Here is a 19,510-nt window from a genome sequence, read left to right as displayed (position 1 = left end):
ACAAGTATGTGACGAACCCCTCAATACCTTAGTAACGGAAGCGGTTATTGCGCTGATAACTGGGCACTTTTGGCGCTTTAATCGCCCGAATCACCCACACGACCGCAATGGCCAGCAGTAGCCACGGCAACAGTTTGATCGTCAGCGCAAACAGTCCGCCAATAAACATGACCACCGTCGCCACCACGATAGCCGCCAGAATGCCGAGCAGCGAAACGCCTGTCGCTAACAGCATGACAAAAAAGCCAATCACAAAAAGTAGTTCCAGCATGGTGCTCTCTCACGAGTTCCTGAGTAATGCATTCAGCATTACAAGAATCATGCCAGTATTAAACTGTTGTTATTAAAGCAAAACGCCCCGCGAACGTTCGCAGGGCGTGGTGAATTTGACGAACTTTTAGCGAAAGTTATCGCTTGTCTGCCACCAGTCGCAGCGCATGTTCCAGCACCTCAATATCGGCACCGGCTTTATGCGCATTCTCGCTCAGGTAGCGGCGCCACTGACGCGCGCCCGGAATCCCCTGGAACAGACCAAGCATATGGCGGGTGATATGGCCGAGATAGGTACCATTGCTCAACTCGCGCTCAATGTAAGGGTACATCGCACGCACGACCGCAACCGGATCGGTGTCCGCGCCTTCGATACCAAAGATTTCGCGATCGACCGTCGCCAGAATGCCCGGGTTCTGATACGCCTCGCGCCCGACCATCACGCCATCCATATGCGCCAGATGCGCTTTGGCCTCTTCCAGCGACTTGATGCCACCGTTGATGGACATCGTCAGGTGCGGGAAGTCACGCTTCAGTTGATACACGCGCGGATAGTCCAGCGGCGGGATCTCACGGTTCTCTTTCGGGCTGAGGCCGGAGAGCCAGGCTTTTCGCGCGTGAATGATGAACATCTCGCACTCGCCTTTCCCGGATACCGTGTTGATGAAGTCGCACAGGAATTCGTAGCTGTCCTGATCGTCAATGCCGATACGGGTTTTGACCGTGACCGGAATGGAGACCACATCGCGCATCGCCTTGATACAGTCCGCTACCAGCTGTGCATTCCCCATCAGACAGGCGCCAAACATGCCGTTCTGCACGCGGTCGGACGGGCAGCCAACGTTCAGGTTGATCTCGTCGTAGCCGCGTTCTTCCGCCAGCTTCGCGCACTGCGCCAGCGCGACCGGATCGCTGCCGCCCAGCTGCAGGGCAACCGGATGCTCTTCTTCGCTATAGGCCAGATAGTCGCCCTTCCCGTGAATGATTGCGCCCGTGGTCACCATTTCGGTGTACAGCAGCGTATGGCGGGAGAGCTGGCGCAGGAAATAGCGGCAGTGTCTGTCCGTCCAGTCGAGCATCGGCGCAATGGAGAAACGGTGTGCAGTGAAAGCGGTCTGTAATTCTGACGACATGGCGAAGTTTTAAGCATCTGGTGGAAAAGGGGCGCTACTATAGCACAAAGAAAAGCCGGAGGCGCAGCGCCTCCGGTGGACTTTAGAACGTCATGCTCAGCTGAGCCCCGGCACCCCAGGTTTCGTCCTCGCCGTACAGACCCATCAGGTCAACATGTACGGTACTGAACGGCGCGAAACCGACACCGCCGGTAAAGACATTGCTGTCGTTACCCTTCACGTCCGCGCGATAACCCGCACGCACCGCCAGCCAGCTGAGCGGCGTAACCTCGGCACCGACCCCCACGTACTGCGACGTATCTTCGCTCTTGAAGCCTTTGGTTTCCGTCAGATCGCCATCGGCGGTCAGCGTCACCAGGTCGTTGTGCCAGGCGGCACCGGCGGTCACCAGCGGACGGATCTGGTAGGTGTCTTTATAGCTCACCACTTCTCCCGTCCGGCCGTTGCGGATACGGATATCTTTGGTGTCGATATCGCGCGACATCAGGTTTTGGCCGCTCACGCCAACGGTCCAGTGTTCGCCGAAATCAGCCGCAATACCGGCATCGACGTTGAAGCCCGTGTCGTCCGTGCGGTAGCGGCTGTCGTTCCACTTGTTACTGTCGTAATCGTAGATTGACGTGGTGTAGTTATAGACCCAGGTTTTTTGCAGTTTTGGCGTCACGCCCACGGAAACCGGGACGCCGCCGAGGTCAAACTGACGGGCAACGGCAACACCATAGTCGGACACAATCGCTGCCCGGCCAGACGCCGTTGAGTTGAGATTTTTAGTGATCTGATCCGTACCGTTCAGCGCAGCGTCCAGGGCAACACCGGCAGCCACCACATTGCTTCGTTGAATACCGCGCAGATAATCAATATCTTGCTGATCGATAGACGAACTCACCCGGCCATGGGCGTACCCTTTCGCCATAAAGGCCACGGAAAGCACATCGTTAGGAATACTCACGGCAAGCCCTGCGCCTGCCGTCGCGCGTGCGGTTTTGCCCTTGAGATAGTCCAGCTCATCGGCCAGATCTTTGGCCGCGCCCTGGAATTGATTAATGGAACCTAACGGATTGGTGATGACCTGAATTGGCGTAAGGTTATCAACCACATCCTTATAGTGATTAATTTTGTCGTTGATGGTATCAATCTCATCCTGAAGATTGTCCTCATCCGTCACCTGAACGCCAACGGCCGGCAAAATGACCGTCACATCATCGTCCGGTTTTGCCTTTGCCAGCAACGCGGGGTTGATTAACGCCCCGCTACCATAGCTCCCGGAGGCAACGCCAGTGCCACCCATTGCGTCACTCCGTGATTCTGTCCAGGTATTGGCTGCTCCCGCCTGATTTGCCATAAACAAGGAAACAGCGATACTCACCACCGAAAATTTAAAATATTTTTTCACAGTATGCCCGTTATAGTCTGTTATGAAATAACCCCTGTCTGTTATCACCCAAACAGGAACGAACTATTGCTGTGAATAAGTAGTAAAAGACCCGCTATTTCTATCCCTAAGTAAAACTTCCTTACGGCCTGTTATATTTTGTGACGGCCCTCAATATTTATAGAAGAGGAAATTATTTTTTCCCAGGTTTTCCATCATGCGGTCCAAAAAACTGGGGCGGGTGGTCTACCCAGCGATCCTCACGGGTAGCGGCATACACCGGGTTGAGCGGATAGTAGATGCGATTGTGTTTCTTGTTGGCCTCGCCAACGACCAGTAACCGCACCTCTTCGTCCGTGTTGTTGATAAAGGTATGGCAAATACCCGTTCCGGCAGGAAACCCCACGCTGTCGCCCGGTTCAAGTTTCCATAAATAGCCATTAATCCACGCTTCTGGATGACCTTCGAGCACATAAACGAACTCTTCTTCATCGCTTTCCGCATGCGGATAGGACGTCCTGCGCCCGGGCGGTAAACGCTCATGATGGATACCAATGCGCCCGAGCCCAAGCTTGCGAGCCAACGGGGCGCCGATAGAAAAACGCTCATCGCTATCTGGGTAGGTCGAATCATCCGCGCCTTCAACGTCGCGCCAGTGCCGAATACAGTCAGGTTTTTTCATTGTTTATTTCCCGGTTTGTAATGGGTCAGGTATAGCACAGACTGGCGGATCTCGGCGTTTTTACCAGAACATGATAAAGTGGGGGTTTCCGTCCTATAACATCCGGGGTGCTAAATGGATAAGTCCACAAAAGAGCTGTTAGCGCAGGCCGAAAAGCTGTGTGCGCAACGCAATGTGCGCCTGACTCCGCAGCGCCTTGAAGTCTTACGTCTGATGAGCCTGCAGCAGGGTGCTATCAGCGCCTACGATCTGCTCGACCTGCTCCGCGAAAGCGAACCGCAGGCGAAACCACCGACCGTGTATCGTGCCCTGGATTTCCTGCTGGAACAAGGATTCGTGCATAAAGTTGAGTCCACAAACAGCTATGTGTTGTGCCATCTGTTCGATCAGCCTACCCACACATCGGCGATGTTTATCTGTGACCGATGCGGCGTGGTGAAAGAAGAGGCTGCGGAAGGTGTGGAAGATATTATGCATACGCTGGCAGCAAAAATGGGTTTTGCCCTGCGTCATAACGTGATTGAAGCGCACGGACTGTGCTCTGCCTGCGTGGAAGTGGAAGCCTGTCGTCATCAGGACGCGTGTCAGCACGACCACTCTATTCTTGTGAAGAAAAAACCGCGTTAACGGCAAAAGAAAAGGCGGCTCATGGCCGCCCTCAGGGTGTACTTCCTTGTACTTGCGGGTAAAGCCCGGTTACCAGCGGTAGTCGTTGCGTTTTTCCCAGTCGCCCACTTCTTTTTCCGCCTGGTCTTTCGCGTAGCCGTAACGTTCCTGAATTTTACCGACAAGCTGATCGCGTTTACCTTCAATGACGGTCATATCGTCATCAGTCAGCTTACCCCACTGTTCTTTGGCTTTACCTTTGAACTGCTTCCAGTTGCCGCCGATTTCGTCTTTATTCATCATCGTGTCCTCTTAGTTAAGCGTCGGGTCGTAACGTCCGTTACGTTCTTTTCTGCTGGACGTGATAATTATTGTAGTTAAGGATTCGGCAGTTGATTTCATATTCGGAATCTTTAACCATCACGATATATCGTGACGTGAAGGGAACCAGGTATCGTTTTGCCAGTGGCGGTGCCAGATAAAAGCCAGCGATATCCCTCTCAGCGAGAGGAAAACGGCCAGGGCCAGCCACAAACCGTGATTACCCAGCCAGGGAAGCGTCAGCAGCGTCAGGCCAAACCCGGCCGCCGCGACCGCCATGCTGTTACGCATTTCCGCTCCGCGCGTCGCACCAATAAACATGCCGTCCAGCAGATAACACCAGACGCCGATCACCGGTAAGATGACTTGCCAGATGAGATAGTGACTCGCCAGCTCGCGCAGCGCAGGGATAGACGTAAGCAACGCGACGATTTGCTCACCAAGGCAGGCATAAACCAGGCCGAACGCCAGCGCCACCAGCCCAGACTGGCGGCAGGCTGCCCGCCAGACGTCCCGCAGCTGCCCGCTTTCGCGCGCGCCGTAAGCCTGCCCGGAATGCGCTTCTACCGCATAGGCAAAACCGTCCAGCGCGTAGGCGGTAAAGGTCAGTAGCGTCATCAATACCGCGTTGACCGCAACGATTTCTGGCCCCAGTCGCGCCCCGAAAACCGTCAGCGCGCCGAAGCAGAGCTGAAGCAGCAGCGAGCGCAGCATGATGTCACGATTAAGCGCCAGCAGCCTACGGATATTGCCGCGCCATGCGGTTTTGAGCAGCGCCAGGGAGATGCCGCGCATCGCCAGCACGCGCCAGACCATCCACAGACCAATAATAAAGGTTCCGTATTCGGCAATCGCCGTTGCCAGCGCCGCGCCCCGCACGTTCATATGCAGGCCCATTACCAGCCAGACATCCAGCACAATGTTGAGAAGGTTGCCTACCACCAGCAAAATCACTGGTGCACGGGCGTACTGAACGCCCAGGAGCCACCCCAGCAGAACCAGGTTTGCCAGCGAGGCGGGCGCGCTGAGCCAGCGGATTTCAAGGAAACGTCGCGCCTGAGCCAGTACCGCCTCGCTGCCGCCAACAATATGAAGCGCAAGATCGATCAGGGGTGCCCGCAATAAAACGATGAACGCCCCTGCACCGAGCGCAAGGATCAGCGGCTGGACCAGCGCGCGCGCCAGACGCAGCGGATCTTTTGCACCATAAGCCTGGGCCGTGAGCCCGGTGGTGCTCATGCGCAAAAAGAGCAGCAGCATAAACAGGAAGCTGGTTGCCGTCGCGCCAATCGCCACGCCGCCAAGATAAACAGGCGAATCAAGGTGGCCAATAACGGCAGTATCGACCAGACCCAGCAAGGGAACGGTAATATTGGAGAAAATCATCGGCAGAGCAAGACGCCACAATGCCTTATCGGATGCCGTCAGCAGTGACATGAAAAATACCGGGAGTCGAGAATGAAGCAGGCTACAGCGGCGCCATAGCCTGTCAGGAAGAGGTTACAGCCATTCGCCGTTGCGAATGACCCCAACCGCCAGTCCTTCGATAGAGAAGTTGTGTTCGCGGAGATCGACCACAATCGGGGAGAACTCGTTGTTTTCAGGCAGTAGCTGAACGGTGTTACCCTGTTTTTTCAGACGCTTGACGGTGACTTCATCATCAATGCGCGCGACAACCACCTGGCCGTTACGCACATCCTGCGTTTTGTGCACCGCAAGCAGATCGCCGTCAAGAATACCGATGTCTTTCATCGACATACCGCTGACGCGCAGCAGGAAATCAGCGCTCGGTTTGAACATGCCAGGATCGACCTGGTAGTGGCCCTCAATATGCTGCTGTGCCAGTAAAGGCTCACCGGCAGCAACACGGCCTATCAGCGGAATGCCCGTCTCTTCTTCCACCAGCAGGCGGATACCGCGTGACGCGCCTGAAACAATCTCAATCACGCCTTTACGCGCCAGCGCTTTCAGGTGCTCTTCAGCAGCATTCGGAGAACGGAAGCCCAGACGCTGCGCGATTTCCGCACGCGTGGGTGGCATACCCGTCTGGCCGATATGATCCCGGATGAGATCAAACACCTCTTGCTGCCTGGTCGTTAACGCTTTCATTCCGCCCCCTGGGTGTATATACAGTTATGCTGTGAGTATATACAGTCAAAGGCGATTTTGGAACCAAAAACTGCACAAAAAACCAGGGACTTAATTATTCCTCGAGGCTCATCGGAAATGTGACCAAAGCAGCGTGACCCAGGTGATAACGGCAGTGATAATCGCCAGCAGCACGGCAGCAGATCCCATGTCTTTTGCGCGACCAGAAAGCTCGTGGAAATCTGAACCAATGCGATCAACAACGGCCTCAATAGCGCTATTAAGAATTTCCACTATCATCACCAGAAGTACGGAACCGATTAGAAGTACGCGGGTAATAGCATCAACATCAAGGAAACAGGCGATAATCACCGCGATGATTGCGGCGACGCCCTCCTGGCGAAAGGCAGCTTCGTTGATCCACGCGGCACGGAAACCTTTCCATGAATAGCCGGCGGCTTTGATGATACGCGTTAACCCAGTGGTATTATTGGCCATTAAAAGAACCTTTTATGAAAAAAAGCGTCAGTAACAGGAACTGTAGCGCGTTTCGCTACAGCCTGAAGTATGACGGGTAACAACAGAAATTTTGCGCGCTTTCTGTTATCCTTGCGCCGCAATTGCATTATTAACCAGAGGCTTTACATCGTTTATGTCCGGCTGGCCACGAATTTACTACAAATTACTTAATTTACCATTAAGCATCCTGGTAAAAAGCAAGTCTATCCCAGCAGAACCCGCGCTGGAATTGGGGCTCGATACGTCGCGTCCTATTATGTACGTTTTGCCTTATAACTCGAAGGCAGACTTACTGACGCTTCGCGCCCAGTGTCTGGCGCATGACTTACCTGACCCGCTTGAACCGCTTGAAGTTGACGGCACTTTACTGCCGCGCTACGTGTTCATTCACGGTGGACCGCGCGTGTTTACCTACTACACGCCAAAAGAAGAGTCCATCAAGCTGTTCCACGACTATCTCGACCTGCACCGCAGCAACCCCGATCTGGATGTGCAGATGGTGCCGGTATCGGTGATGTTTGGTCGTCGTCCGGGCCGTGAAAAAGGCGAAGAGAACCCGCCGCTGCGCATGCTTAACGGCATCCAGAAGTTTTTCGCGGTCTCCTGGCTGGGACGCGACAGCTTTGTGCGTTTTTCCCCTTCCGTTTCGCTGCGTCGAATGGCGGACGAGCATGGAACCGACAAGATCATCGCGCAGAAACTGGCGCGCGTGGCGCGTATGCACTTCGCCCGCCAGCGCCTGGCTGCCGTAGGGCCGCGTCTTCCGGCGCGTCAGGATCTGTTCAACAAGCTGCTGGCCTCCAAAGCGATTGCTCGCGCCGTTGAAGACGAAGCGCGCAGCAAGAAAATATCGCATGAGAAAGCCCAGCAGAACGCCATTGCGCTGATGGAAGAGATTGCAGCGAACTTCTCTTACGAGATGATTCGCCTGTCCGATCGTATTCTCGGCTTTACCTGGAACCGCCTGTATCAGGGTATCAACGTTCATAACGCCGAGCGCGTACGCCAGCTGGCGCATGATGGCCATGAGATTGTCTATGTTCCCTGCCACCGCAGCCACATGGACTACCTGCTTCTTTCCTACGTGCTCTATCACCAGGGGCTGGTACCGCCGCATATTGCTGCCGGTATCAACCTGAATTTCTGGCCAGCAGGTCCGATTTTCCGCCGCCTGGGCGCGTTCTTTATCCGTCGTACCTTCAAGGGCAACAAGCTCTACTCCACCGTGTTCCGCGAATATCTGGGCGAGCTGTTCAGCCGCGGCTATTCCGTTGAGTACTTCGTGGAGGGCGGTCGTTCCCGTACCGGACGTCTGCTTGATCCGAAGACCGGCACGCTGTCGATGACTATTCAGGCGATGCTGCGCGGAGGAACCCGTCCAATCACGCTGGTGCCAATCTACATTGGCTATGAGCACGTAATGGAAGTGGGCACGTACGCGAAAGAGCTGCGCGGTGCGACCAAAGAGAAAGAAAGCCTGCCGCAGATGCTGCGCGGCTTGAGCAAGCTACGTAATCTCGGTCAGGGCTACGTGAACTTCGGCGAGCCGATGCCGCTGATGACGTATCTGAACCATCACGTTCCCGAGTGGCGTGAATCCATCGATCCAATCGAAGCGATTCGTCCGGCCTGGCTGACGCCAACGGTTAACGGCATCGCGTCCGAGCTGATGGTGCGCATTAACAACGCCGGTGCGGCTAACGCCATGAACCTGTGCTGTACGGCGCTTCTGGCTTCGCGTCAGCGCTCGCTGACCCGCGAACAGCTCACGGAGCAGCTGGATTGCTATCTGGACATGATGCGCAACGTGCCGTATTCCGTTGATTCAACCGTGCCTTCTGCTACCGCCAGTGAGCTTATCGATCACGCGTTGCAGATGAACAAGTTTGAAGTCGAAAAGGACACGATCGGTGACATCATCATTCTGCCGCGCGAGCAGGCAGTGCTGATGACCTACTACCGCAACAACATCACCCATATGCTGATGCTGCCGTCGCTCATGGCGGCTATCATCACCCAGCACCGCAGTATTTCGCGTCAGGAGCTATTGCGTCACGTTGAGACGCTCTATCCGATGCTGAAAGCGGAACTGTTCCTGCGCTGGAGTAAGGATGAGCTGGCGGGGGGACTGGACAAACTGACGGAAGAGCTGCGTCGTCAGGGGCTGATCGCCGTTTCAAACGACGAACTCCACATCAATCCGTCGCGTTCCCGTACCCTGCAACTGCTGGCGGCCGGCGCGCGCGAAACGCTGCAGCGCTACGCCATTACGTTCTGGCTGCTGAGTGCGAACCCGTCTATCAACCGCGGTACGCTGGAGAAAGAGAGCCGGACGCTGGCACAGCGCCTGTCCGTTCTGCACGGCATTAACGCCCCGGAGTTCTTCGACAAAGCGGTCTTCAGCTCTCTGGTCCTGACTCTGCGTGACGAAGGCTACATCAGCGATACGGGCGATGCCGAGCCGGAAGAGACGCTGAAGGTGTACCAGATGCTGGCCGAACTCATTACGTCGGATGTGCGTTTGACGATCGAGAGCGCGACGCAGGGCGAGTGATGTAAAAAAGCCGGATGGGGTTTCACCTGACCCGGCCTGGCGTTCTGCATAATATAAAGGCCCGGTAAGCGTTAACGCTACCGGGCCTTATTTTTGAGCCTTGTTAAATCACCGCGTTCAGCTCAGCAATGTGAAAGCAATCATCCCGACAATCGCACCCGTCGTGCCGAGGATGGTTTCCATCAGCGTCCAGGTTTTCAGGGTTTGCGCTTCGGTAGCGCCGGTAAATTTCCCGAACAGCCAGAAGCCCGCGTCGTTAACGTGAGAGACCACAATCGAACCGCCCGCGATACAGATAGACAGCGCGGCCATCTGCGCACCCGAGTAGTTCAGCTGTTCAATCACCGGCATCACCAGACCCACGGCGGTTAAGCACGCCACGGTTGCGGAACCCTGAATGATACGCACCGCCGCGGCCAGCACAAAGCAAGTTACCGCAATCGGCAGGCCCATCCCGGTCAGCGCTTCGCCCAGAGCCGGACCCACGCCAGAATCCACCAACACCTGCTTGAACACGCCGCCGGCGCCGATCACCAGCAGGATAATACCCGCCGGCTGCAGCGCGGCACCGCAGATCTCCATCACCCGGTCTTTCGGCATTCCCTGACGCATCGCCAGGCCGTAAATCGCCACCAGACAGGCAACCAGGATCGCCGTGAACGGGTGACCGATGAACTCGAACCATTCATAGGCGCTGGAACCCACCGGCACAAAGCGCGCGGCGATGGTTTTCAGACCCACGAGAACCAGCGGCAGCAGGATCAGCGACAGGCTGAAGCCGAAGGACGGCATTTTGCCCTCGCCCAGGTGCGGCTCGGTGATGTCGTCCGGAATATGCAGCTCAACGTAACGGCTGATGAAGTTGCCCCACAGCGGACCGGCAATAATCATCCCCGGAATTGCCGCGCACAGGCCAATCAGGATCATCCAGCCAAAGTCGGCGTGCATCTGGGACGCCAGCAGCATCGGCGCAGGCCCAGGCAGCAGAAACGCTGCAGCCGCCGCCACGCCTGCAAAAAGCGGAATAACCAGCTTCACGAGGTTAGTGCCGGTATGGCGCGCCATGGAGAACGCGACGCTTATCAGCAGCACAACGGCCACTTCGAAGAACAGCGGCAGCGCGCAAATCAGGCCAGCCAGACCAATCGCGTAGTGCGCGCGGCTGTGGCCGAAGGATTTCAGCATCTTGACGGCAATCTGGTCGACCGCGCCCGTCTCGTGCAAAATCTTGCCAAACATCGCGCCAAGGGCGACCACAATCGCCAGGAAGCCCAGCGTGCCTCCCATCCCTTTTTCCATCGTCGCGGCGATCTTGTCGAGCGGCATACCGGAAAAGAGACCTGCACCTATAGAAACCACCATCAAAGCGACAAAAGCGTGCATACGCGCCTTCATCACTAAAAACAGCAGCAGCAACACGGAACCCACTGCTGTCAAAACTAGCGTTAATGTACTCAAAACTTACTGCCTTTTATTAATGACCTCGATGGTGCTGGCAACAACACCCTCCAGTGACTGATCGATATCAACCACTAAGACGTCTTTCTCGTCTTCACCCGGCTCCTGCAGCGCTTCGAACTGCGTCACCAGCATCTGGGTTTTGAAGAAGTGACCTTTACGCGCCTTCAGGCGGCTTTCAATCACCTCGAAATCCCCTTTCAGGTAGATGAAAGAGAGGTTCGGGTTGCCGTCGCGCAGCAGGTCGCGGTAGGTTTTTTTCAGCGCAGAGCAAACAATCAGGGAGACTTTGTTGGTACGCTGCATAGCGAACGCGGCGTCATTCAGCGCCTGCAACCACGGTTTGCGGTCGTCGTCGTTCAGCGGCTCGCCGGAGGCCATTTTCATGATGTTGCTGCGCGGATGGAGGAAGTCGCCATCAAGAAACGCAGCCTGGAGTTGATGCGCCACTTCGCTGGCTACGGCTGATTTCCCGCTACCGGAAACGCCCATCAGGACGTAGACGTGGTGATCGTGATTAGTCGTGCTCAAAGGGTGTCCCTCAGTCAATTGTTACGGGTAACAGTTATCGGTAACATTGTCCTGCCGGGGCAAAAGAGAAGCAATATCCAAACGTGCGCGAAGTGAATAAGTGTGAGCTACTTCAAATTTGTCAGTTCAAATAGATCCACCCGGTGACAAGGTGAAACCTAAATCTAACATTTTTGGGGTAACCGTCTCGCCACGAATGCGCGCCAGCAGGCGTTCTGCGCCAATGCGGCCCATACGTTCACGCGGGGTCAGGACGCTCGCCAGACGCGGCTCCATCACCTGGCCGATGTCGTGGCCGTGGAAACCGGCAATTGCCATATCATCCGGGATCTTGAGCCCCAGACGCTGGCACTCAAACGCCGCGCCAACCGCAAGGTCATCGTTGGTGCAGAAAATACCGTCCAGTTGCGGATACTCGCGTCGTGCCTGACGCATCAGTTCAATACCCGACGTATAGGAAGAGGACTGCTCCACCATCACGCTGTAGGGGGTTAAGTTCGCGTCGAGCATCGCCTGCTCGTATCCCTTCTGTTTGATGATAGTACGTTCATCAAGACGCGCCCCCAGATAGGCAATATGACGATGCCCACGGGCGATGATGGCCGCCGTCATCTGGCGCGCCGCTTCGAAGTTATCGAACCCCACGGCGATATCGAGGCACGGCGACTGGCTGTCCATCAGCTCCACCACCGGGATACCGGCCACTTCGATCATTTTGAGCGTGCGGGCAGTGTGGGTACGTTCCGTTAAAATCAGGCCGTCGATGTTCCAGGAAAGCATCGATTCAAGACGTTCTTCTTCCAGCTCCGGCTTGTACCCGTAGTGGGCGAGCATGGTCTGATAGCCAAAAGCATCGGTGACGCTTTCAATGCCGCGCAAAACTTCGGCGAAAACCTGGTTGGTCAGGGAAGGAAGCAGAACGCCCACCGCACGGCTGGTCGCATTGGAGAGAATATCGGGCGCGCGGTTGGGGATATAACCCAGTTCATCAAGGGCAGCGGCAATCTTGCCACGTAACGCCACGGAAACCTGCTCCGGGTTACGTAAAAAACGGCTGACCGTCATTTTGGTCACACCGACGCGATCGGCGACATCCTGAAGTACGGGGCGTTTCTTTTTCATCGTCCTGAGAAATCTTGAAGTGAAAGATTTGCTCAGTTTATCACGGACAAAGCCCATCCTTCCCCTGTCAAAGGGAAGGATGGACATTTATTTATGATTTATTACACCGGCGGCAGGTCAAACAGCAGAATTTCACTTTCGCTGTCGGCATGCACGGAGAGCGCCTGCTCATCCCAGACAGCCAGGCCATCGGCGGTTGTCGCTTTGGTGCCGTTGATGGACACTTCACCTTTCACCACCTGGATCCAGACGCGGCGGTTGGCGGCAATCTGGTGCACAGACTCTTCGTCTTTCGCCAGCGCCCAGCGGTACAGCTCCATATCCTGATGCACCTTCAGGGAACCTTCACGCGCATCCGGGGACAGCACCAGCTGTTTGCCCTGTTTCGCGTCGAAGCGGCGCTGCTCGTAGCGCGGCGTGATGCCGGTCTCTTCTGGAATGATCCAGATTTGATACAGGTGCAGTTTTTCCGTTTTGCTCGGGTTGTACTCGGAGTGACGCACCCCGGTACCCGCGCTCATAATCTGGAACTCGCCCGCCGGAACCTGCTCTTTGTTGCCCATGCTGTCCTGGTGCTCAACCGCCCCTTCCAGCACATAGGTCAGGATTTCCATGTCTTTGTGCGGGTGGGTACCGAAGCCCTGGCCTGCATCAATCACGTCGTCGTTAATCACGCGCAGTGCGGAGAAGCCCATGAAGTTCGGGTCGTAGTAGTCGGCAAACGAGAATGAATGCCATGAGTCCAGCCAGCCATGATTCGCGTGACCACGTTCGTTTGCTTTGCGTAAGTAGATCATTGTTTTCACCCTCAGTTCGTTTCGATGGAGTAAGTGTGGACGCAAACCGCCTGGGATCATAGAGGGTGAAAATTGACTCCTCTGTTCAAAAATTATGAATAAGCGCAGAGGAGCCGTTTTTGCTTATTTCGCGAGGGTTACCGTGGCAGGAGAAGCCTGCTCAAAGGCCCGCTCGAGGATTTCCAGATTGGTCAGAACGTCAGATTCCTTGACGTAATTCGGCGCGCTAGTTGTGAGAGTTTCATACAGCGCATCGTAGACGCGGCCATAGTCGCCAATTTCCGGTTTCAACTCTTCTCTCACCGTCACGCCCTCATCGTTCACGTACTCCAGCATGCCCACGGAATCATCCGCCGCAAAGCCCGGTTCACCCGGCATGATGTTGGCCTTCAGGCTGGTCTCCTGTTGGTCGATGCCGTACTTGATGAACGAGCCTCGGGTGCCGTGAACGATAAATTTCGGATAGTCGATTTTCACCAGATGGCTGGTTTTGACGATGGCTTTCAGGTCGCCGTAGAACAGCTGCGCTTCAAAGGTGTCGTCCGGATTGGCTTTATTACGCAGGCTGCGGATGTCGTATGTGACATGATCCGGTCGGCCAAACAGAGAGATGATCTGGTCCATAGTATGCACGCCCAGACCATAGAACGAGCCGTCCTGCGGCAGGCCGGGTTGGGTTTCCGCTACCGGACGGTAGTAATCGAAGTGGCTTTCGATTTCCACAATATCGCCCAGCTTGCCGCTTTGAATCGCCTTTTTTGCCGTCAGGAAGCAGCTGTCAAAGCGACGGTTCTGATACGGCGTAACGTTCAGGCCTTTACTTTTCGCCAGCGCGAACAGCTGTTTTGCTTCGGCGATGGTCGGGGTGAACGGTTTTTCTACCAGCACGTTTTTGCCCGCTTCCAGCGCGCGTTTCGCATAGTCAAAATGGCTGTCGGCGTGGGTGCAGACGACAACCAGTTTGACCTGCGGGTCGTTAAGCACTTCATCAAGATCGCTGGTGAAATGGATATGAGAATACTGCGGGGATTGCTCTTCCGGCTTCGCGCGGCGGCGGAAGACGTGCGCGACGTGCCAGCTGTCTTTACGGTTGAGAACATACGGCAGGTGGTAGCGGGTCGTACTTTTACCAAATCCAATAAATGCGCAATGTAGTGTCATGGCTCAGTCCTTTTGGAAGGTTACTGAGTCTAACCATAACAAAAAAAAAGCCAGCTAAAAGCTGGCTAAAGTAATACTGGAAGCAATGTGAGCAATGTCGTGCTTTCAGGTTCCCGTAGCGGTCTTCCTGAATGCAGAGCAATAATAATCATTCTCATTCGCACTTGTCCAATACTTTTTGCAAAAAATAGCGGTTGACTCAAGTTTTAAAGTCATTGATGTTGGAAGGGACGTTTAAATGACTGAGGAATAAGGAATGAGTGAGATAGTGATACGCCACATCGAACCCAGCGATGCAGAAGCTTTGCGCGACATCATGTCGCATCCTGATGTGTATCACGACACGCTACAGCTCCCTCATCCTTCTATGGAAATGTGGCACGAACGCGTTGCGACAAAACCAGGCCGGCGCCATCTTGTTGCCTGTCTGGACCAGCGCGTTATTGGACATATGGCGCTGGACGTAATGGAAAACCCGCGTCGCGGCCACGTTGCCACATTCGGTATCAGCGTGGCTGCGGATATGCAGGGTCGCGGCGTAGGCCGCAGGCTCATGAGCGAGATGATCAATCTGTGTGACAACTGGTTACGCATTGAACGTATCGAACTGACGGTCTTTGCCGATAATCCAGCGGCTGTTGCGCTCTATAAAAATTTTGGTTTTGAAATCGAAGGGACCGGCAGGAAATTTGCCCTGCGCAACGGTGAGTATGTGGATGCGTATTATATGGCGAGAATGAAGTGACACACTCCCCTCACCCCGGCCCTCTCCCCACAGGGGCGAGGGAGAAAAGACCGCACCGTGCAATCCCCTCTCCCCTGCGGGGAGAGGGTTAGAGTGAAGGGAATCGTTAATACCCCGCCGACAAATCATCCACCGACCGCGGATCCGACGCGCCAAACAGCGCCCCGTCCGGCCCGACCATAATGCTCTGGGTGCTGCCCATCGCCTCCTTCACCGCCACCTTCTGCCCGCGCTGTTCAAGCAGCTTGATGGTGTCCGGGCTAAAGCCCTTCTCCACGCGCAGCTCGTCCGGCAGCCACTGGTGATGGAAACGCGGGGCGTTGGTCGCTTCGGCGACGTTCATCCCAAAGTCGATGCTGTTCACCACCATCTGCAGCACGGTGGTGATAATACGGCTGCCGCCAGGGCTGCCGGTTACCAGCCAGGTTTTCCCGTCTTTCACGACAATGGTGGGCGACATGGACGACAGCGGACGTTTCTTCGGCCCTACCGCATTCGCATCGCCGCCCACCAGCCCGTAGACGTTCGGCACGCCCGGTTTGGCAGAGAAGTCATCCATCTCGTTGTTCAGCAGAATGCCGCTGTTGCCCGCCACAATCCCGGTGCCGAAGGTGGTATTGAGCGTATAGGTCACCGCCACCGCGTTACCGTCTTTATCCACCACCGAGAAGTGGGTGGTCTGGTTGCTTTCGTACGGTGCCAGCTTGCCGGGGCGGATCTCGCTCGACGGCTTGGCCTTGTTGATGTCGATCTGATCGGCAATGGATTTGGCATACGCCTTGTTGGTCAGCGCCTGCCACGGCACCTTCACGAAATCCGGATCGCCGAGATATTCCGACCGGTCGGCGTAGGCGCGTTTTTCCGCTTCCGCCATCACCTGCATGGCGTCCGCGCTGCCGAAGCCGAACTTGTGCATATCGAAATTTTCGAGAATATTGAGGATCTGCACGATGTGGATCCCACCGGAGGACGGCGGCGGCATGGAGAAGACCTCGTATCCGCGATAGGTGCCGCTAATCGGCTCGCGCTCCACCGCCTTGTATTCCGCCAGATCCGCTTTGGTGATGAGCCCGCCGTTCTTCTGCATCTCTTCGGCAATCTGGTCGGCAATCGCCCCTTTGTAGAAGGCGTCCGGGCCGTGCTCCGCAATCAGCTCCAGGCTTTTGGCGAGGTTCTTCTGCACCAGCCGGTCGCCCTTCTTCAGCGGCTCACCGTCTTTCCAGAAGATGGCCTTGCTGTTTTCGTGATTCGGAATGACTTCGCTGCCGTAGGTCTTGAGATCGTCCGCCAGCGCATCGTTTACCACAAAGCCGTCGCGCGCCAGCTTGATGGCAGGCTGCACCACCTTGTTCAGCGGCATCGTGCCGTATTTTTCCAGCGCCAGCGAGAAGCCCGCGACGGTACCCGGCGTGCCGGAAGCAAGATGCGAGGTCAGGGATTTTTTGCTGTCAGGGTTACCCTGATCGTCGAGGAACATATCGCGGGACGCCTGAGAAGGGGCCATTTCGCGGAAGTCGATGGCGGTGGTTTTGCCGTCTTTGGTGCGCAGCATCATAAAACCGCCGCCGCCCAGGTTCCCCGCCTGCGGATGCGTCACCGCCAGCGCATAGCCGACGGCGACCGCTGCATCCACCGCGTTACCGCCCTGCCTGAGAATGTCGACGCCCACGCGGGTCGCCAGTGCATCCACGGATGCCACCATCCCGTGGGTTGCCCTCACGGGATGAAAGACATCTTCCTCCACGCCGTAAGAGACCGGAGGCGCCGCGGGCGGGTTGGCCGCCACGCTAAATGTACCGCCTGCCATCAGCGCGGCAATGGCGACCCAGCGCAAAAACGTTGGTTTCATCATTATTGTTCTCCAGGTGAAGGGATCCATATTCCCCGCTTAAGCCTGGTTCACAACTCCTAAAAAATCATCGTCATGGTGAAATCGGGGTAAACTTAAGAGAGACCTCAAAAGGAGGAAATGACAATGAAACGCTTGATGATTCTTGCGGCGCTGATCCCGTTTGCCGCGCTCGCACAGCCACTCAACACCATGAACAACCCGAACCAGCAGGGTTACGTTATCCCGAGCCAGCAGCGTATGCAGACGGAGATGATGAGCCAACAGCAGCAGCAAAAAGGGATGCTTAACCAGCAGCTTAAAACGCAGACCCAAATGCAGCAGCAAAGCCTGCAAAATCAGATGAACGCCAACACCCAGCGCGTTCAGCAGGGGCAGATGCGCGAGCAGCCGCTGCCGAATAAAAACGGCGGGATGTTAGGGGGAATGACGTCGTCAGGCAGCGGACAGCAGCATATGCTGCCGCCGCAGTCGAATGGCAGTATGCTTAATCCGCAGAACTAAAGTCCGGGCCGATCAGGTCGATTGCATCGGTACAGATGCTGTCCACGCCCCAGCGCAGCAGTTCGGCTGCGCGCTGGGGTTTGTTAACCGTGTAGACCAGAATATGCAGACCCGCGTCCTTCAGCATCTTCACCCGCGCCTCATCCAGCAGCCTGTGGTTGAGATGGATAGAAACGCACGCTAAGCGTGTCGTCAGCTCGCGCCAGTCCTCGCGCCACTCGTCAAGCAGCAGCCCGCGCGGCAGCGCCGGCACGGCCGCCTGTGCGGCCTCCAGCGCATCGATTTCAAATGATGACAGCAGCGGCGCGGTCATCCCTTCCCACAGCTCGCGCGCGGCGAGAGCAATCACTTTGCCGGTCAGCGGCCCGGTGCCGGTGGTCGGTTTGATTTCGATGTTGGCCATCATCCCGTGCAGGCGACAGCGATCGGCCACTTCCGCCAGCAGCGGCAGCGGTTCGCCTTTGAATTCGCCGCTGTACCAGCTTCCGGCGTCGACCTTCAGCAGATCGCGCCACGGCAGCTCGCCAGCCACGCCCCATCCGTTGCTGGTGCGTTCGAGGTTATCGTCATGCAGCAGGAAAATCTCGCCGTCTTTCGACAGCTTGGCGTCGAACTCGATCATCGTGTGACCGTAGCGTGCGCCAACGTCAATCGCCGCCAGCGTATTTTCCGGCGCCAGCTTACCGCCGCCGCGGTGGGCGACGACGTGGGGATAAGGCCAGTTGCTCATACTCGTTGTCCTGTTTCACCGTCAAACAGGTGCAGATGGTTTTCCGGCAGGTGCAGCCACAGCGTGCTGCCTGCTTTCGGGCGCTCCTGATGTGCCAGGCGCACCACCATTTTTTGTTCGCCCCAGCGCCCGTGCGCCAGGTTATCTGCACCCAACATCTCCAGCGTGTCCATCACCAGCGGCACGCCGCCGTCCGCCTGAGAGGTTAAACCGATATGCTCGGGGCGGATACCGAGCGTCATCTTACGCCCGGCGTAGCCACGATAGTACCAGTTGATCGGCAATGCCATCCCGCTTTCCAGCTCAAAATGCGTGCCCGCGCTGCTGATACGCCCTTCCAGCAGGTTCATCGCCGGGCTGCCGATAAAGCTCGCCACAAAGCGGGTGGCCGGTTTCTCGTAGACCTCCACCGGGGTACCAATCTGCTCGGCAACGCCTTTGTTCATCACCATCACGCGCTGGGCGAGGGTCATGGCTTCGACCTGATCGTGGGTCACGTACAGGGAGGTGGTTTTCAGACGACGGTGCAGCTGCTGCAGCTCAAGACGCATCTGCACGCGCAGCCTGGCGTCGAGGTTAGACAGCGGCTCGTCGAACAGGAATACCGCCGGATCGCGCACGATGGCGCGCCCCATCGCCACGCGCTGGCGCTGGCCGCCGGAGAGCTCGCGCGGTCGGCGCTTCAGCAGGCCGTCCAGTTCGAGAATGCGTGCCGCCTCCTTCACCCGCTCGTCGATATGGCCTTTGCCCATGCCGCGGATTTTCAGCCCCCAGGCCATGTTCTCTTCCACGCTCATGTGCGGATAGAGGGCGTAGTTCTGGAACACCATCGCGATGCCTCTGTCTTTCGGCTCCATCTCGGTGACGCGCTGGCGGTCAATCCAGATATCCCCGGAGGTCACGCGCTCCAGCCCCGCCACCATGCGCAGCAGGGTGGATTTGCCGCAGCCGGACGGACCGACCATCACGATGAATTCCCCGTCCGCCACGTCGAGCGTCAGCGGCTGAATCACCTGGGTTTTACCATCCCAGCTTTTGGTTACTGCCTGAAGTTTTAAACCTGCCATC

The 19,510-nt window shown here is 56.4% G+C and carries 20 protein-coding genes; 4 read left to right on the top strand and 16 right to left on the bottom strand.

Annotated elements, in window-relative coordinates:
* Positions 1 to 28: 28 nt before the first annotated feature.
* The 4 genes from pspG to ACMWLG_RS17275 form a co-directional block, all read right to left on the bottom strand.
* Positions 29 to 271, bottom strand: a complete 243-nt coding sequence (gene pspG / locus ACMWLG_RS17290) for an envelope stress response protein PspG (RefSeq protein ID WP_023310044.1) — start codon at positions 269 to 271, stop codon at positions 29 to 31.
* A 136-nt stretch (positions 272 to 407) separates the two neighbouring features.
* Positions 408 to 1,403, bottom strand: coding sequence for a tRNA dihydrouridine(20/20a) synthase DusA (gene dusA, locus ACMWLG_RS17285; RefSeq protein WP_045620061.1), 996 nt, complete (start codon positions 1,401 to 1,403; stop codon positions 408 to 410).
* Between the two features lie 82 nt (positions 1,404 to 1,485).
* On the bottom strand, positions 1,486 to 2,745 hold the full coding sequence (locus tag ACMWLG_RS17280; protein WP_126304323.1) for a conjugal transfer protein TraF: 1,260 nt from the start codon (positions 2,743 to 2,745) through the stop codon (positions 1,486 to 1,488).
* 223 nt (positions 2,746 to 2,968) lie between these two features.
* Positions 2,969 to 3,457, bottom strand: a complete 489-nt coding sequence (locus ACMWLG_RS17275) for a cupin domain-containing protein (protein ID WP_023310041.1) — start codon at positions 3,455 to 3,457, stop codon at positions 2,969 to 2,971.
* 114 nt (positions 3,458 to 3,571) lie between these two features.
* Between ACMWLG_RS17275 and zur the strand changes: the two genes are divergently transcribed.
* The gene (gene zur / locus ACMWLG_RS17270; protein ID WP_008503369.1) at positions 3,572 to 4,084 is read left to right on the top strand and encodes a zinc uptake transcriptional repressor Zur; all 513 of its coding nucleotides are present in this window, start codon (positions 3,572 to 3,574) and stop codon (positions 4,082 to 4,084) included.
* A gap of 69 nt (positions 4,085 to 4,153) precedes the next feature.
* Here the strand turns inward: zur and ACMWLG_RS17265 are convergent, their stop codons facing one another.
* The 4 genes from ACMWLG_RS17265 to ACMWLG_RS17250 form a co-directional block, all read right to left on the bottom strand.
* Positions 4,154 to 4,363 carry a CsbD family protein gene (locus ACMWLG_RS17265; RefSeq protein WP_014830284.1) on the bottom strand — a complete coding sequence of 70 codons (210 nt, stop codon included), beginning with the start codon at positions 4,361 to 4,363 and terminating at the stop codon, positions 4,154 to 4,156.
* Positions 4,364 to 4,483: 120 nt separating this feature from the next.
* Positions 4,484 to 5,821, bottom strand: a complete 1,338-nt coding sequence (dinF, locus tag ACMWLG_RS17260) for an MATE family efflux transporter DinF (RefSeq protein ID WP_045402492.1) — start codon at positions 5,819 to 5,821, stop codon at positions 4,484 to 4,486.
* Between the two features lie 63 nt (positions 5,822 to 5,884).
* The gene (gene lexA, locus ACMWLG_RS17255; RefSeq protein WP_023310039.1) at positions 5,885 to 6,493 is read right to left on the bottom strand and encodes a transcriptional repressor LexA; all 609 of its coding nucleotides are present in this window, start codon (positions 6,491 to 6,493) and stop codon (positions 5,885 to 5,887) included.
* Positions 6,494 to 6,601: 108 nt separating this feature from the next.
* Positions 6,602 to 6,970 (bottom strand): diacylglycerol kinase, encoded by a 369-nt coding sequence (locus ACMWLG_RS17250; RefSeq protein WP_023334158.1) that lies wholly within the window; start codon positions 6,968 to 6,970, stop codon positions 6,602 to 6,604.
* Between the two features lie 154 nt (positions 6,971 to 7,124).
* Between ACMWLG_RS17250 and plsB the strand changes: the two genes are divergently transcribed.
* Positions 7,125 to 9,545, top strand: coding sequence for a glycerol-3-phosphate 1-O-acyltransferase PlsB (gene plsB / locus ACMWLG_RS17245; RefSeq protein ID WP_045402495.1), 2,421 nt, complete (start codon positions 7,125 to 7,127; stop codon positions 9,543 to 9,545).
* 117 nt (positions 9,546 to 9,662) lie between these two features.
* Here plsB and gntU read toward each other — a convergent pair whose 3' ends face one another.
* The 5 genes from gntU to ACMWLG_RS17220 form a co-directional block, all read right to left on the bottom strand.
* On the bottom strand, positions 9,663 to 11,003 hold the full coding sequence (gene gntU, locus ACMWLG_RS17240; protein WP_010436459.1) for a gluconate transporter: 1,341 nt from the start codon (positions 11,001 to 11,003) through the stop codon (positions 9,663 to 9,665).
* Positions 11,004 to 11,006: 3 nt separating this feature from the next.
* Positions 11,007 to 11,534, bottom strand: a complete 528-nt coding sequence (gntK, locus tag ACMWLG_RS17235) for a gluconokinase (RefSeq protein ID WP_008503362.1) — start codon at positions 11,532 to 11,534, stop codon at positions 11,007 to 11,009.
* Positions 11,535 to 11,660: 126 nt separating this feature from the next.
* Positions 11,661 to 12,656: a gluconate operon transcriptional repressor GntR gene (gntR, locus tag ACMWLG_RS17230; protein WP_021242747.1), complete on the bottom strand. Its 996-nt coding sequence runs from the start codon at positions 12,654 to 12,656 to the stop codon at positions 11,661 to 11,663.
* Positions 12,657 to 12,757: 101 nt separating this feature from the next.
* Positions 12,758 to 13,453, bottom strand: coding sequence for a pirin family protein (locus ACMWLG_RS17225; RefSeq protein ID WP_045402497.1), 696 nt, complete (start codon positions 13,451 to 13,453; stop codon positions 12,758 to 12,760).
* Positions 13,454 to 13,576: 123 nt separating this feature from the next.
* Complete coding sequence (locus ACMWLG_RS17220; protein ID WP_045402500.1) at positions 13,577 to 14,614, bottom strand: oxidoreductase; 1,038 nt, start codon at positions 14,612 to 14,614, stop codon at positions 13,577 to 13,579.
* A gap of 256 nt (positions 14,615 to 14,870) precedes the next feature.
* Between ACMWLG_RS17220 and yhhY the strand changes: the two genes are divergently transcribed.
* Positions 14,871 to 15,359 (top strand): N-acetyltransferase, encoded by a 489-nt coding sequence (gene yhhY / locus ACMWLG_RS17215; protein WP_045402502.1) that lies wholly within the window; start codon positions 14,871 to 14,873, stop codon positions 15,357 to 15,359.
* A gap of 106 nt (positions 15,360 to 15,465) precedes the next feature.
* Here the strand turns inward: yhhY and ggt are convergent, their stop codons facing one another.
* Positions 15,466 to 17,211 (bottom strand): gamma-glutamyltransferase, encoded by a 1,746-nt coding sequence (ggt, locus tag ACMWLG_RS17210; RefSeq protein ID WP_072254533.1) that lies wholly within the window; start codon positions 17,209 to 17,211, stop codon positions 15,466 to 15,468.
* 123 nt (positions 17,212 to 17,334) lie between these two features.
* Between ggt and ACMWLG_RS17205 the strand changes: the two genes are divergently transcribed.
* Positions 17,335 to 17,712 carry a DUF2756 family protein gene (locus ACMWLG_RS17205; protein WP_045402505.1) on the top strand — a complete coding sequence of 126 codons (378 nt, stop codon included), beginning with the start codon at positions 17,335 to 17,337 and terminating at the stop codon, positions 17,710 to 17,712.
* Here ACMWLG_RS17205 and ugpQ read toward each other — a convergent pair.
* Complete coding sequence (ugpQ, locus tag ACMWLG_RS17200) at positions 17,696 to 18,442, bottom strand: glycerophosphodiester phosphodiesterase (RefSeq protein WP_045402509.1); 747 nt, start codon at positions 18,440 to 18,442, stop codon at positions 17,696 to 17,698. The two genes, ACMWLG_RS17205 and ugpQ, sit on opposite strands and share 17 nt — an antisense overlap.
* A complete protein-coding gene (locus ACMWLG_RS17195; RefSeq protein ID WP_045402512.1) occupies positions 18,439 to 19,509 on the bottom strand; it encodes a sn-glycerol-3-phosphate import ATP-binding protein UgpC in 1,071 nt (356 codons plus the stop codon). The genes ugpQ and ACMWLG_RS17195 overlap by 4 nt, the downstream gene beginning before the upstream one ends.
* Position 19,510 lies beyond the last annotated feature (1 nt).

The organism is Enterobacter sp. 01-M-02-SI-ECC, from assembly GCF_047530595.1.
Taxonomy (GTDB): Bacteria; Pseudomonadota; Gammaproteobacteria; order Enterobacterales; family Enterobacteriaceae; genus Enterobacter; species Enterobacter cloacae_M.
The sequence above is the reverse complement of the archived record's forward strand: the minus strand, read 5'-3'. Positions and strand labels throughout refer to the sequence as shown.

Excerpts from the sequence above, each read along its gene's own strand:
- pspG (WP_023310044.1), bottom strand. The coding sequence starts at position 271 with ATGCTGGAACTACTTTTTGTGATTGGCTTTTTTGTCATGCTGTTAGCG.
- dusA (WP_045620061.1), bottom strand. The coding sequence starts at position 1,403 with ATGTCGTCAGAATTACAGACCGCTTTCACTGCACACCGTTTCTCCATT.
- ACMWLG_RS17280 (WP_126304323.1), bottom strand. The coding sequence starts at position 2,745 with ATGGCAAATCAGGCGGGAGCAGCCAATACCTGGACAGAATCACGGAGT.
- ACMWLG_RS17275 (WP_023310041.1), bottom strand. The coding sequence starts at position 3,457 with ATGAAAAAACCTGACTGTATTCGGCACTGGCGCGACGTTGAAGGCGCG.
- zur (WP_008503369.1), top strand. The coding sequence starts at position 3,572 with ATGGATAAGTCCACAAAAGAGCTGTTAGCGCAGGCCGAAAAGCTGTGT.
- ACMWLG_RS17265 (WP_014830284.1), bottom strand. The coding sequence starts at position 4,363 with ATGAATAAAGACGAAATCGGCGGCAACTGGAAGCAGTTCAAAGGTAAA.
- dinF (WP_045402492.1), bottom strand. The coding sequence starts at position 5,821 with ATGTCACTGCTGACGGCATCCGATAAGGCATTGTGGCGTCTTGCTCTG.
- lexA (WP_023310039.1), bottom strand. The coding sequence starts at position 6,493 with ATGAAAGCGTTAACGACCAGGCAGCAAGAGGTGTTTGATCTCATCCGG.
- ACMWLG_RS17250 (WP_023334158.1), bottom strand. The coding sequence starts at position 6,970 with ATGGCCAATAATACCACTGGGTTAACGCGTATCATCAAAGCCGCCGGC.
- plsB (WP_045402495.1), top strand. The coding sequence starts at position 7,125 with ATGTCCGGCTGGCCACGAATTTACTACAAATTACTTAATTTACCATTA.
- gntR (WP_021242747.1), bottom strand. The coding sequence starts at position 12,656 with ATGAAAAAGAAACGCCCCGTACTTCAGGATGTCGCCGATCGCGTCGGT.
- ACMWLG_RS17225 (WP_045402497.1), bottom strand. The coding sequence starts at position 13,453 with ATGATCTACTTACGCAAAGCAAACGAACGTGGTCACGCGAATCATGGC.
- ACMWLG_RS17220 (WP_045402500.1), bottom strand. The coding sequence starts at position 14,614 with ATGACACTACATTGCGCATTTATTGGATTTGGTAAAAGTACGACCCGC.
- yhhY (WP_045402502.1), top strand. The coding sequence starts at position 14,871 with ATGAGTGAGATAGTGATACGCCACATCGAACCCAGCGATGCAGAAGCT.
- ggt (WP_072254533.1), bottom strand. The coding sequence starts at position 17,211 with ATGATGAAACCAACGTTTTTGCGCTGGGTCGCCATTGCCGCGCTGATG.
- ACMWLG_RS17205 (WP_045402505.1), top strand. The coding sequence starts at position 17,335 with ATGAAACGCTTGATGATTCTTGCGGCGCTGATCCCGTTTGCCGCGCTC.
- ugpQ (WP_045402509.1), bottom strand. The coding sequence starts at position 18,442 with ATGAGCAACTGGCCTTATCCCCACGTCGTCGCCCACCGCGGCGGCGGT.
- ACMWLG_RS17195 (WP_045402512.1), bottom strand. The coding sequence starts at position 19,509 with ATGGCAGGTTTAAAACTTCAGGCAGTAACCAAAAGCTGGGATGGTAAA.